Annotated in this window: 10 protein-coding genes; 4 read left to right on the top strand and 6 right to left on the bottom strand. The window is 33.0% G+C overall.

Going from position 1 to position 12,410, the window contains the following annotated elements:
- Positions 1 to 78 precede the first annotated feature (78 nt).
- The 4 genes from AAYQ19_RS10710 to AAYQ19_RS10695 all read left to right on the top strand — a co-directional run bounded on the left by AAYQ19_RS10710 (position 79) and on the right by AAYQ19_RS10695 (position 6,102).
- On the top strand, positions 79 to 2,550 hold the full coding sequence (locus AAYQ19_RS10710; protein WP_343536228.1) for a bifunctional UDP-N-acetylmuramoyl-tripeptide:D-alanyl-D-alanine ligase/alanine racemase: 2,472 nt from the start codon (positions 79 to 81) through the stop codon (positions 2,548 to 2,550).
- Positions 2,551 to 2,618: 68 nt separating this feature from the next.
- Positions 2,619 to 2,996 (top strand): large conductance mechanosensitive channel protein MscL, encoded by a 378-nt coding sequence (gene mscL, locus AAYQ19_RS10705; RefSeq protein WP_343536227.1) that lies wholly within the window; start codon positions 2,619 to 2,621, stop codon positions 2,994 to 2,996.
- A 175-nt stretch (positions 2,997 to 3,171) separates the two neighbouring features.
- Positions 3,172 to 4,161 (top strand): aspartate-semialdehyde dehydrogenase, encoded by a 990-nt coding sequence (locus tag AAYQ19_RS10700; RefSeq protein ID WP_343536226.1) that lies wholly within the window; start codon positions 3,172 to 3,174, stop codon positions 4,159 to 4,161.
- 159 nt (positions 4,162 to 4,320) lie between these two features.
- Positions 4,321 to 6,102 (top strand): GmrSD restriction endonuclease domain-containing protein, encoded by a 1,782-nt coding sequence (locus tag AAYQ19_RS10695; RefSeq protein WP_343536225.1) that lies wholly within the window; start codon positions 4,321 to 4,323, stop codon positions 6,100 to 6,102.
- Between the two features lie 91 nt (positions 6,103 to 6,193).
- On the opposite strand, the gene AAYQ19_RS10690 is transcribed toward AAYQ19_RS10695, so the two are convergent.
- From AAYQ19_RS10690 to AAYQ19_RS10665, 6 genes are all read right to left on the bottom strand, one after another.
- The gene (locus tag AAYQ19_RS10690; RefSeq protein ID WP_320569609.1) at positions 6,194 to 6,511 is read right to left on the bottom strand and encodes a 2Fe-2S iron-sulfur cluster-binding family protein; all 318 of its coding nucleotides are present in this window, start codon (positions 6,509 to 6,511) and stop codon (positions 6,194 to 6,196) included.
- Between the two features lie 57 nt (positions 6,512 to 6,568).
- Positions 6,569 to 7,051, bottom strand: coding sequence for a hypothetical protein (locus AAYQ19_RS10685; RefSeq protein WP_343536223.1), 483 nt, complete (start codon positions 7,049 to 7,051; stop codon positions 6,569 to 6,571).
- 209 nt (positions 7,052 to 7,260) lie between these two features.
- On the bottom strand, positions 7,261 to 7,500 hold the full coding sequence (locus AAYQ19_RS10680; RefSeq protein ID WP_343536222.1) for a NifU family protein: 240 nt from the start codon (positions 7,498 to 7,500) through the stop codon (positions 7,261 to 7,263).
- Between the two features lie 98 nt (positions 7,501 to 7,598).
- Positions 7,599 to 8,729, bottom strand: coding sequence for an Mrp/NBP35 family ATP-binding protein (locus AAYQ19_RS10675; protein ID WP_343536220.1), 1,131 nt, complete (start codon positions 8,727 to 8,729; stop codon positions 7,599 to 7,601).
- Between the two features lie 300 nt (positions 8,730 to 9,029).
- Positions 9,030 to 11,462: an ABC transporter permease gene (locus AAYQ19_RS10670; protein WP_343536218.1), complete on the bottom strand. Its 2,433-nt coding sequence runs from the start codon at positions 11,460 to 11,462 to the stop codon at positions 9,030 to 9,032.
- A gap of 126 nt (positions 11,463 to 11,588) precedes the next feature.
- Positions 11,589 to 12,296, bottom strand: a complete 708-nt coding sequence (locus tag AAYQ19_RS10665; RefSeq protein WP_026727034.1) for an ABC transporter ATP-binding protein — start codon at positions 12,294 to 12,296, stop codon at positions 11,589 to 11,591.
- Positions 12,297 to 12,410: the final 114 nt, after the last annotated feature.

Raw genomic sequence — 12,410 nt, 5'->3', positions numbered from 1 at the left:
ATCTGCGTGAAACAAATTAATGCAATTCGTGCAATTCATGGCAAACCTTTTTTTAAATTTGACAAAAAGAATTTTTCAATGAGCATAAATATTAAAAGCCTTATCTCGGTTCTTGATGCGGAATGGATTGGCTCAAATTCGGATGTTTTTATTGATCATATTTCGATCGATAGCCGTTCACTTCAAAACGGATCCAAAACCTTGTTTATTGCCTTGTCAGGTGTTAACAACGATGCTCATTTGTATATAACTGAATTAATTGAAAAAGGCGTTCAGAATTTTGCGGTTCAATATATTCCTGAAAATGTAAAAGGCAAAGCCAATTTTTTAGTAGTGAAAAATACTTTAAATGCCTTGCAACAATTTGCCGCTTATTACAGAGATTTATTCGATTTCCCTGTAATTGGTTTAACCGGAAGCAATGGGAAAACGATTGTGAAAGAATGGCTTAACTTTTTGTTGAGTCCAGATTACAATATTATTCGAAGCCCAAAAAGTTATAACTCTCAAGTAGGTGTTCCATTGTCTGTGATCGCCATAAATGAAAAACACAATTTGGGAATTTTTGAAGCTGGTATTTCGACGATAAATGAAATGGAAAAGCTCGAAAAAATCATTAAACCAAAAATTGGAGTTTTGACCAGCATTGGCTCTGCGCATGATGAAGGTTTTGAGAATTTGGAGCAAAAAATCAACGAAAAACTATTGCTTTTCAAAAATACGGAAGTGATAATCTATCAAAAAAATGAATTGGTAGATAAGTGTCTTACTTCTTTTTCAGCAGAAAATCCAATTCAAAATAGAACTCTTTTTTCATGGAGTTTTAGCGATAAAACTGCTGATGTTTTTGTTCTGAAAAAAGAAATAAAAAACGAATCGACAACTATTCAATATCAATATCAAAACGAAATTTTCGATCTAGAAATTCCGTTTAGCGATTCGGCTTCTGTTGAAAATGCAATTTCGTGTTTGTTGGTTTTGCTTTATTTTAAATACGATTCTAAAACCATTCAAAACCGAGTGCAACTATTGTATCCGGTTCAAATGCGTTTGGAAGTCAAAAACGGAATAAACAATTGCAGTATTATTGACGACAGCTACAGTTCCGATTTTCAATCACTTAAAATTGCTTTGGATTTTTTAGAAAGCCAACAGAAAAAGAATGCTACAAAAACAGTAATTCTTTCCGATATTTTTCAAAGTGGCTTTTCGAATGAAGAATTGTATTCGAAAGTTTCGCAATTGATTTCTGACAACAAAATCAATCGCGTAATTGGCATTGGACCAACAATTTCTTCTTTTAAGGATAAGTTTTCTAATTGCATTGCATTTCAAGATACAGCTTCGTTTATTGAAGCTTTTGAAAGTCTGAATTTCAACAACGAAACCATTTTGATCAAAGGTGCGCGATCTTTTCAGTTTGAAGAAATTGTCTCGCTTCTTGAAGAAAAAACGCATGAAACGGTTCTTGAAATTAATCTCGATTCAATTAGTCACAATTTAAATTATTACAAATCAAAATTGGCCGATGATGTCAAAATCATGGTCATGGTGAAAGCTTTTGGTTATGGAAACGGAGGTTTGGAAATTGCAAAATTGCTCGAACATCATAAAGTGGATTATTTAGGTGTGGCTTTCGCCGATGAAGGAATTTCGCTGAAAAATGGCGGTATCAAATTGCCGATTATGGTTTTGAATCCAGAATCAACAAGTTTTCCGTCGATTATTCAATATAAATTAGAACCTGAAATTTACAGTTTAAAAGGATTAAATGCCTTTTTGAAAATTGCCAAAGAAAAGAATCTCAAAGATTTTCCGATTCATATAAAAATGGATACAGGAATGCATCGTTTGGGTTTTGAGGAAAATACAATTGATGAGTTGATTTCGACTTTAAAAAACAATTCAACTGTTCGCGTTCAAAGTGTTTTATCGCATTTGGCGACAAGCGATGATCCGAAACACTTTGGTTTTGTGGAAAAGCAAATCAATTTGTTTGAGAAATTGTCTTCTAAATTAATTTCGGAATTGAACATAAATCCGATTCGTCATATTTTAAATACGTCAGGAATCAGCAATTTCCCGAATGCACAATACAATATGGTGCGCTTAGGAATTGGTTTATATGGTGTTTCTAATGACCCAGCAGAACAAAAACATTTGGAAAACGTTGGAACTTTAAAATCGATTATTTCACAAATCAGAACAATTCCAGGAGGTGACAGTGTAGGTTACGGACGACGTTTTATGGCCGAAAAGGAAACTAAAATTGCGACAATCCCAATTGGTTATGCCGATGGAATTTCAAGATTATGGGGCAATGAAGTTGGTTTTGTGACCATCAAAAATCAAAAAGCCAAAATCGTTGGAAGCGTCTGCATGGATATGCTTATGGTCAATGTTTCGGATATTGATTGCAAAGAAGGTGATTCAGTAATTATTTTTGGCGAAAGCCCGACTGTCATTGAAATGGCTGAAGCATTAAAAACCATTCCGTATGAAATTATGACGAGCATTTCGCAACGAGTAAAACGCGTATTTTTTAGGTAAGTTGAGAGAAATCTGAAGAAAATTACGTATTTTCGATATTGTTATTAATAAACTTAAAAGAGATAATTATGGGATTTTTTTCAGAATTTAAGGAATTTGCAATGAAAGGCAACGTAGTTGACCTGGCTGTCGGTGTGATCATTGGTGCTGCTTTTGGTAAAATTGTAAGCTCATTTATAGAAAATGTAATTACGCCATTGTTATTAAAACCAGCTTTAGACGCAGCCCATTTGTCAACTATTGAAGAATTAACCGCTTTTGGAGGAGTCAAATACGGACTGTTTTTATCAGCAGTTTTAAACTTTATAATTGTTGCTTTTGTATTGTTCTTGATAATTAAAGGAATAAATTCTATTAAAAAGAAAGACGAAGCTCCAGCACCTCCTGCAGGACCAACGCAAGAAGAATTGCTTACACAAATTAGAGATTTATTGAAAAATAAATAAAAATATAATACCGCTACACTAAGTCTAACTTAACCACCTTCTAAAGAGGTGGTTTTTTTACAATTTGTTTATTTTATAACAATTTGTTATTTTTTGTGAATCGCCTTGCGGAGACTTTTATTATACTTATTTTTGCGCTATAAATTTGATTATAGAATTATTTAAAGATATAAAAATGAGAATTGCAGTTGTAGGTGCTACCGGAATGGTTGGCGAAGTAATGCTTAAAGTTTTAGCAGAAAGAAATTTTCCTGTTACAGAATTAATTCCTGTTGCATCAGAAAGATCAGTAGGAAAAGAAATTGAATATAAAGGAACAAAATATAAAGTAGTAGGATTGCAAACAGCTGTTGATATGAAAGCTGATATTGCTGTTTTCTCTGCTGGAGGAGATACTTCATTAGAGTGGGCTCCAAAATTTGCAGCTGCCGGAACAACTGTTATCGACAACTCATCTGCATGGAGAATGGATCCGACTAAAAAATTAGTAGTTCCAGAAATCAATGCTTCTGTATTAACCAAGGAAGATAAAATTATTGCAAACCCAAACTGTTCTACTATTCAAATGGTATTGGCTTTGGCTCCTTTACATAGAAAATACAACGTTAAAAGAATCATTGTTTCGACTTACCAATCAATCACAGGAACGGGTGTAAAAGCGGTAAAACAATTAGAAAATGAGTATGCAGGAATTCAAGGTGATATGGCTTACAAATATCCTATCCACAGAAATGCAATTCCACATTGCGATAGCTTTGAAGACAACGGATACACTAAAGAAGAAATGAAGTTAGTTCGCGAAACTCAAAAAATTCTTGGTGACAACACAATTAGAGTTACGGCTACTGCAGTTCGTGTACCAGTTGTTGGAGGACACAGCGAGGCAGTAAACGTTGAGTTTACAAATGATTTTGATGTAAACGAAGTTCGCGAAATCTTGCACAACACTGATGGAGTAGTGGTACAGGATAATTTAGATACATTCACATACCCAATGCCATTATACGCAGAAGGCAAAAATGATGTTTTTGTTGGAAGAATCCGTCGTGACGAAAGCCAGCCAAATACATTAAACATGTGGATCGTTGCTGATAACTTGAGAAAAGGCGCAGCAACAAACACCATCCAAATTGCTGAATATTTGATTCAAGCTGGATTGGTATAATCGGAGAGATTAAATAAAATTGTTATAAAGGAAAAGCCGTAATTACTTATTGTAGTTACGGCTTTTTTGATGAAACAAAATTTATTTTTAGTAATAAAAACTTTATATTAGCATCAAATACAAATAGGTAATTTAATTAAAAATATAAAATAATTTTATATGAGCGAAAATCAAACAAATGGAGCACAAACTGATCTTTCGATTCGGAATGAGAGTATCCAGAGAATTTTCAATTTTTATAAAAGTGATATACTTTTTGTAAATCGAAGATATCAAAGAAAACTTATATGGACTATAGAGGAGAAACAGCGTTTTGTTGATTCAATTGTGAAAGGACTTCCAGTTCCTTTAATACTTTTGGCAGAAACTGATGAAGGTGGAAGAACTGTTTATGAGATTATTGATGGTATGCAACGTCTTAATACTATTAATTCATTTATTGAAGGAGAATTTACTTATGATGGCAAATATTTTGATTTAAATACATTAGTAGAGTCAAAATCACTACTTGATGAAGGACTGCTCCAGCAGAAAACACCAATTCTTGATAGAAAAATATGTGAAAAGTTTTCGAGTTATATTTTACCAATTTCTATTTATTCATTTACAGATGAAAATAAAGTTGATGAAATTTTTATTCGTATTAACAGCTATGGTCGACATTTATCAAGACAAGAATTAAGAGCGGCGGGTACTTTAGAGACATTCGGAGATCTTGTTCGCCTTACTTCGTCTGAAATTAGAACAGACGTTTCACATGATGATATATTGAATCTAAAGCAGATGAAAGAGATCAGTATAACAAATTCCGGTTTAGATTACGGAATAAATGTTGATGAATTATTTTGGGTCTCAAATAATATTATTACGAAGGAAATGGTAAGAGAATCCAGAGATGAAGAAATTGTAGCTGATATTATTTCAGCAATGGCATTTACTACAATTCCATCAACAAGTTCAATAATATTAGACGAATATTATGGATTAAAAAAAAGTGACAGGTCTGAAGAATTAGATGTTGCTCTAAGAAAAGTTAAAGTTGACGTATTAAGACATCAATTTTTAACTGTTCATAATGTGATAAGACAAGTTATCTCAATTTCGGGTAAAAATTTCCGTGACTTATTGTTTAATGACAGCTCTCAAAGGATACCAAGATATTATCAAGTAGTTTTCCTTGCGATACATAAATTGTTATTTAAAGAAAATAAGGAGGTTAATAGTTATACAGAGTTAATTTCAAAATTACAAGGAATCTCCGCACAGATTAATATAACAGAAGGAGGCAATTGGAGTGCGACGAATCGAACTCAAAATGTTGATGCAATTGCTGGTGTAATTGGTAGTTGCTTTAGAGATAAAACTTCAGATCCTGCTGCGGCAAAATGGTTAACTGAATTTGAATCTTTATTAATGCAATCTAAAACCGAGCAAGCTTCATACGATTTTAAGCAAGGTTTTACTCGTTTAGATGGTAATTTGAAGTTTGATGATGAAAGCTTTGACAAAATTATACTTACTTTAACAGCTATTGCTAATATTTCCGCTAAAAGTTCTGGTTACGTATGTGTTGGAGTCAGCGATAACAAGAAAGATTCTGATAGGATTAAGCAAGTATATAACGTTGACTCTCAAAAATACAGAAATTTCTTTATTAATGGTATTGAGCATGAGATAAAAAGTATCGCAAAGGATTTAGACGATTTTTTCAGACAATTAATTCAAAAAATTAAAACCCAACCTATCTCAGATGAAGCTAAAGATTACATATCTAAAAATATTAGGATAATAAATTACTTCGATAAAGATGTAGTAATTTTCAAAACATCATCATTAAAAGCGCCAATGTTTTATGATTCCAAATATTATGTAAGACATGGGGCAAATGTTGAAGAAGTGAAACCACAAAATTATCCAACTTTCTTTCAATCATATGTCTAGTAAGATTAATGAGGAGATTTTAATTTTAGATAATAATTTTCATACCGAATAAAAAAAAGCGAGAATCAATAAATTCTCGCTTTTGTATTTTTTAATATTCAGGAGCCAATTCTAATTCCAGTCCTTCTAATTCTTCAGTAATTGGAATTTGGCAACCTAAACGGCTATTTGATTTTACATAAAATGCTTCCGAAAGCATAGCTTCTTCTTCATCTCCCATTTCTGGCAAAGCAACATCATTTAGAACATAACATTGGCAAGAAGCGCACATTGCCATTCCGCCACAAGTTCCTTCAACAGGAAGTTCGTATGCTTTGCATAATTCCATTATGTTCATTGCCATATCGGTTGGAGCTTGTAATTCATGAACAACTCCTTCTCGATCTTTAATCTTTATTAATACATCCATTTTTAGTATGGGAATTTTAATGTAGGATTTTATAACGTGAAAAAATCCTGGTTCAATTTAACTTGTTGGTTTTAGGCTGAATGCGTATTCTTTTTGCGTATTTTCTTTAAGATGCATTTTTACACCCAGATAGTTGCCTCCTTTTTCAAGCAATGTTACAACCGCAATTACAGAATAATAATCTCTATCACTTTGAAAGATTAATGTTCCTTCATACGTTGAATTCACAACTCCTTGTTTGTCTGTGGTTACAGAAACTTTTCTCGGATGTGAAAATTCAGCTGTGCTGTAAGTTGCTTTGTTGGCAAATTTTGCTTTTCCTTCGGCAAAATCATATAAAAAATCATAATTGCCAATTCTTAAACTTCCCTCTTCATTTGTTGCATTCGTATTGAATACAATTTGTCCTGAAAATTTGAAATCTGACCATTCTTCAGACTCACTTACCCATGCCTTGTCAACAATTAGAGTTTGTGCTTGCTGAGCATAATTTACAGATACAAAAAACAACAATAAAAATAAAGTGTAATAGTGTTTCATAAATTTAAGATTTAGGGTTATTTTACAAAAATAAGTTAAATAAGTAAAATAGCTTAACTAAAACTCTTAAATCTTTATATTGTTTTTTGTTAAATTCGCAATATTCAATATGTTTTTGATTGTTTTTGTTGAAAAATACAAGAAAAATATTCAAAAGAAATACTATTCTTGTTAATAATCAAAAATCATAAATCTGCAAATTTGATTTTCTACATGATGTTTACCACAGTTTCAATTTGTGGTGCATACTTTTTTATAGTGGTTTCAACGCCTGCTTTCAAAGTCATTTGATTTACGCTGCAGCTAATGCAAGCGCCTTCAAGACGAACTTTTACATGCTTATCATCATCGATAGAAACTAATGTAATATCGCCTCCATCTGATTTTAAAAATGGCCTTATTTCATCTAAAGCCAATAAAACGTTATTTGTTAATTCTTCTGTTGTCATAATATTTAATGTGTCAATTATGAAATGTGTCAATTAGAAAATTTAGTAATTAGATAATTACGCTTATTATCTAATTGGCACATTGTCTAATTATCTAATTAGTTTTTCTTTACCGCCGAACATCCTGCCATAGTTGTAATTTTGATGGCTTCTGTTGCTGGCAAGCTTTCGTTTCTGTTTACCGTTTCTTGTACAACATTTCGAGTGATTTCTTCAAAAACAGATTCGATTAATGAAGCTGTCTGCAAAGCAGCTGGGCGACCGTAGTCTCCTGCTTCACGAATAGATTGTACAATTGGAACTTCACCTAAAAATGGTACATTTAAGTCGGCAGCAAGGTTTTTTGCGCCTTCTTGTCCAAAGATATAATATTTATTGTTCGGTAATTCTTCTGGTGTAAAGTAAGCCATGTTTTCAACAATTCCTAAAACAGGAACATTGATATTGTCTTGCATGAACATTGCCACTCCTTTTTTAGCATCAGCAAGTGCAACAGCTTGTGGTGTACTTACTACAACTGCCCCTGTAATAGGAAGTGATTGCATGATAGAAAGGTGAATGTCTCCTGTTCCTGGAGGCAAATCTAAAAGCATGAAATCAAGTTCTCCCCAGTCAGCATCAAAAAGCATTTGGTTTAACGCTTTTGCAGCCATTGGACCTCTCCAGATTACAGCTTGGCTTGGCGCAGTAAAAAATCCGATAGAAAGCATTTTGATTTCATAACTTTCAATTGGTTTCATTTTTGATTTTCCGTCAACTGTAGTCGAAATTGGTTTTTCATTCTCAACATCAAACATAATTGGCATCGAAGGTCCGTAGATATCTGCATCTAAAATACCAACTTTGAATCCCATTTTTGCAAGTGTTACAGCAAGATTTGCAGTAACGGTTGATTTTCCAACTCCTCCTTTTCCAGAAGCAACGGCAATAATATTTTTGATTCCTGGAATTGCGCGACCTTTGATTTCGACTTTTTCAGGAACTTCAACTTTTACATTTACTTTTACTTTAGCGTCAGCCGAGATCAATTCATGAATTGTTTTTTTAACATCGTCTTCTGCTCTTTTTTTGATGTGCATTGCTGGAGTGTGAAGTACTAAATCTACTACAACTTCATCGCCAAATGTAATAACATTGGCAACAGCGCCACTTTCCACCATATTTTTACCTTCTCCTGCTATAGTAATAGTTTCTAAAGCTTTAAGGATTTCTTTTCTATCTAATTTCATTTTTAATGTAAGTGTTTTCTAGTGATGAAACTTGTTTAAGTACTATGTTTATTTAAACTCGTTTCAGAGTGCAAAGATAACAGATTAAGTTCGGATTCTTACCTTTTTTGAATCGTATTTATTGATATTGAAATTATTCAAAATGATGGAGTTGTATTTTTTTAAGGAGATTGCAAAAAGATGAAGTAAAAAGGAATGGGTTTTTAAATAAGAAAAATAAAATTTAAGCTTAAAATTGAAAAAAAAGAAACCCGCCAAGATTCTGATTTGGCGGGTTTCTTAAAAAAAATGGTCTACAAGTTATTCGTATTTTAAATATTTCAAAACATCTATTTTAGTTACTTGATAGGCTTTTGTCAAGACAATCAATAAAGTAAAAAACAGTAATGAAACTAATGCGATTGAAAAAGGCAAAGTTGAAATGCTGATTCTAAATGCGTAATCTTCAAGCCATTTTTGTAATAAAATATAAGCTGGAACAATTCCGATTCCAAATCCAAGTAAACAGAATAAGATATATTGTTTTGATAATTCTTTTAACAAGATATCAGTTTCTGCACCTAATGTTTTTCTAATTGCAATTTCTTTCAATCTTCTCTCCATCGAAAATGATGCCAAAGCGAACAATCCGAACACCGCAATTATAATTACAACCAAATTTAGAATGAAAAAAAGGTTTTTTTGCTTGATTTGTTCCTGATAGGTTCTTGCGAATCCTTTGTTAACAAATTCATATTCAAACGGATAATCTGGATTTACATTTTTGGCCCAATAGGTTTTTAATTTTTCTAAAGTTTCTGTCAAATTGTTTGGAGAAACTTTCACAAAAACATTGTTGAAGTTGTTCCACCCCAAAGTTTTGATGTTTACGAACACCATTGGAGGCACTTTGTTTTGTAAACCCGTAATGTGAAAATCTTTTACGACTCCAACAATTTTAAATTTCAAATTCCCACTATCGTCTTTCGACCAACCCGAAGTAATGATTGTATTTATTGGGTTTTTTAAATTCAAAGTTTTAGCAAGTGTTTCATTGATCAGCATACTGCTCACGGTGTCAGAAGCAAATTTTGGAGACAAATCACGTCCTTGAACGATTTTGATTTTCATCATTTCAAGAAAGCCAAAATCCATTTCTACATTTCGAGGCTGTACAAAAATACCTTTATGCGTAAATCCAGAACTTGAATTGGTGCTGCCACCAAAACTTCCAGCAAAAGTAGAAACATCAACAACGCCTGGAATTTTTTTGATTTCCGGTTTATCAACGCCATATTGTTGTGTTCTTTTTTGTCTGTCTGGTTTGTTGTACGGAATTGAAATTACTTGATCGCCACTAAATCCAAGGTCTTTGTTCATCATATAATTCACCTGCGAATTGACAATCAAGGCGCCAATGATGAAAAATGCTGCGATTCCGAATTGAAAAATAAGCATCGAATTACGAATCCAAATGCCACTTTTACTTCTTGAAAAATTACCTTTAAGGACTTTTAACGTCTCAAAATTTGAGATATAAATGGCAGGGAAAATACCCGCAAGAATGATTACTAATCCAAATATCAAAATGAGCTGCAGGTAAAATTCGCTGCCATTCATAGTCAAAGTCTTTTTCAAAAAGGTATTGTAGTACGGTAAAGAAAGCTCGACAATAGCTAATGCAAAAACAATTGCAAGTGTAACAATTATGGCAGTTTCAAATATAAATTGTCTGATGATTTGGCTTTTTGAAGCGCCCACAATTTTACGCACGCCAACTTCCTTAGCACGCTTGATTGCTGATGCTGTAGCTAGATTGATGTAGTTTACCAATGATAAAACCAAAATCAAAATAGACAAACCGGCCATGATGTAAAGCAGTTTTAAATTCCCCACACCTTCAGGGAAATTTTGTCCTGCTGAGCTTTTTGTTCCATGCAAACGAGACATTTGCAATTGGTCCAAAATAACCGTGACTTCACCATTTTCTTTTACATATTGCTCTGGAGTTTGGCCATTTTCTTTAGCATCTTTTAAAGTTCGGTTTACGTAATTTACGTTTTGCATTTTCTTTAAAACAGCAACAGGATCAGCATCTTTTTTGATTTTTACTAATAAGCCATAATTAAAATTTCCCCAGCTATTAATATCATTTTCACGTTTTACACCGCTAAAAACATAATTAGGCTCCATTGATGAAGGTGAAGTGATGCGATAAACGGCTTTTACAGTATAAGCTTTAGTATTGAATACAATTGCTTTCCCGATTGGATCTTCATTTTTGAAAATCAATTTTGCTTGTTCTTCAGAAAGGGCAACGCTGTTTTTTTCTTTTAAAATATTAGTTTTTGCCCCTTTTAAAATTTCAAAAGGGAAAAAATCGAAGAAACTTTCATCGCTTACAGTAATCTTTTTTGCCATTAATTTTTGGCCTTGATATTTGATGATGTCCTCATCGTACCAAGTGTTGAAAAAGCATATTTTTTCGATTTCAGGAATTGTTGCTTTGCAGGTTTCTCCAAACGGAATCGAGTTAGATCCCCAAGTGTCGCCCGTTGCGCCAATTTTGTTCAAAACCATATAAGCACTTTCCTTATTTGGATTCCATTGGTCGTATGCGTGCTCATTGTTCCAATATAAAATCGCGAAAATCACGCTCGCAATCCCGATGCTTAATCCTAAAACATTTAAAAACGAAAACAGTTTGCTTTGCTTTAAATGATAAATAAATATTTTAAACCAGTTAAAAATCATGGTGGTATGTTTTGTAGTTATTGAGGTTTATAACCCTATTATTTTTTTAAATCAAAGCCCATATTTTGCAGACAAATTCTACCAGAATTACGATTGCTGCTACGATAAATTTTACCATTTTTCTTCTTATTTAGCGTCCATAAAAACATCTACATTTCTCTGATTTAATTTTTCAGAGAATATCACACCGTCTTTCATATGAATCGTTCTTTGTGAGAACGAAGCATCATAATCAGAGTGGGTTACCATCAAAATTGTTGCGCCTTTTGCGTGCAAATCGGTTAAAAGTTCCATTACTTCATTACCATTTTTACTGTCTAAGTTTCCAGTTGGCTCATCGGCAAGAATGATTTTTGGGTCGTTTACTAAAGCTCTCGCAACGGCAACTCTTTGTTGTTGTCCTCCAGAAAGCTGTTGCGGAAAATGTTTCAAACGATGTGAAATATTTAATTTCTCAGCAATAGCTTCAATTTTTTGTTTTCTTTCTGATGCTTTTACGTTGTTGTAAAGCAACGGCAATTCGATATTGTCGTAAACAGAAAGCTCGTCGATCAAGTTGAAATTTTGAAAAATGAATCCGATGTTTTCTTTGCGAACTTGCGCTCTTCCTTTTTCTTTCAGCCCAATCATTTCTTGGTCTAATAATTTATAGCTTCCATCAGTAGCGCTGTCTAAAAGCCCGATGATGTTTAATAAAGTCGATTTTCCACAACCTGAAGGCCCCATGATAGTTAAAAAGTCCCCTTTTTTAATTTCTAAAGAAATACCGCTCAATGCTGATGTTTCTACTTCTTCTGTTCTAAAAACTTTGGTTAAATTTTGAATCGTTATCATTTTTGTTAAGGTTTTAAAATGTTGTTAATTACGTTTTTTGATTGATGATTGAAATGATGATTATTTTGGTTGTTTCAGGTTTCAGGTTTCATGTTCCTTGACTAACTTGAAACT

Source organism: Flavobacterium mesophilum (genome assembly GCF_039581405.1).
Taxonomy (GTDB): domain Bacteria; phylum Bacteroidota; class Bacteroidia; order Flavobacteriales; family Flavobacteriaceae; genus Flavobacterium.
Note: the sequence above shows the minus strand (reverse complement) of the source record. Positions and strands in the feature narration are given on the sequence as shown.

Coding starts and splice junctions, on each gene's coding strand:
- AAYQ19_RS10685 (WP_343536223.1), bottom strand. CDS start 7,051: ATGAAACACTATTACACTTTATTTTTATTGTTGTTTTTTGTATCTGTA.
- AAYQ19_RS10700 (WP_343536226.1), top strand. CDS start 3,172: ATGAGAATTGCAGTTGTAGGTGCTACCGGAATGGTTGGCGAAGTAATG.
- AAYQ19_RS10675 (WP_343536220.1), bottom strand. CDS start 8,729: ATGAAATTAGATAGAAAAGAAATCCTTAAAGCTTTAGAAACTATTACT.
- AAYQ19_RS10690 (WP_320569609.1), bottom strand. CDS start 6,511: ATGGATGTATTAATAAAGATTAAAGATCGAGAAGGAGTTGTTCATGAA.
- AAYQ19_RS10665 (WP_026727034.1), bottom strand. CDS start 12,296: ATGATAACGATTCAAAATTTAACCAAAGTTTTTAGAACAGAAGAAGTA.
- AAYQ19_RS10710 (WP_343536228.1), top strand. CDS start 79: ATGAGCATAAATATTAAAAGCCTTATCTCGGTTCTTGATGCGGAATGG.
- mscL (WP_343536227.1), top strand. CDS start 2,619: ATGGGATTTTTTTCAGAATTTAAGGAATTTGCAATGAAAGGCAACGTA.
- AAYQ19_RS10695 (WP_343536225.1), top strand. CDS start 4,321: ATGAGCGAAAATCAAACAAATGGAGCACAAACTGATCTTTCGATTCGG.
- AAYQ19_RS10670 (WP_343536218.1), bottom strand. CDS start 11,462: ATGATTTTTAACTGGTTTAAAATATTTATTTATCATTTAAAGCAAAGC.
- AAYQ19_RS10680 (WP_343536222.1), bottom strand. CDS start 7,500: ATGACAACAGAAGAATTAACAAATAACGTTTTATTGGCTTTAGATGAA.